Here is a 279-nt window from a genome sequence, read left to right on the forward strand (position 1 = left end):
GGATGACGCCCAATTTCCGCTCCTACCTCGACAACCGGCAGCCGCTGATCTGGACGCTGTCGCTGCTGATCGGCCTGTCGGTGGCCTGCGCCGCCATCTGCTTCCGCCTGCTCATCGGCGTGGTCCAGCTCTACTGGCTGGGTGACGCCTCCGAACAGGTGCTGAGTGCGGCGCGCAGCGTGCCCTGGTACATGATCATGGCCGGCCCGGTGACCGGCGGCATCGTCGTGGGCATCGTCATCACCCGGCTGCTGCCGGCGCGCCGCACCGGCGGCGTCG

Annotated in this window: 1 pseudogene; it reads left to right on the forward strand. The window is 69.5% G+C overall.

Features of this window, described 5'->3' with window-relative positions:
• Nucleotides 1–2: 2 nt before the first annotated feature.
• Nucleotides 3–279: pseudogene (locus LL06_RS23955) on the forward strand (chloride channel protein); the annotation flags it as partial.

The sequence above is a fragment of the Hoeflea sp. BAL378 genome (genome assembly GCF_000759435.1).
In the GTDB taxonomy this organism is placed as follows: domain Bacteria; phylum Pseudomonadota; class Alphaproteobacteria; order Rhizobiales; family Rhizobiaceae; genus Hoeflea.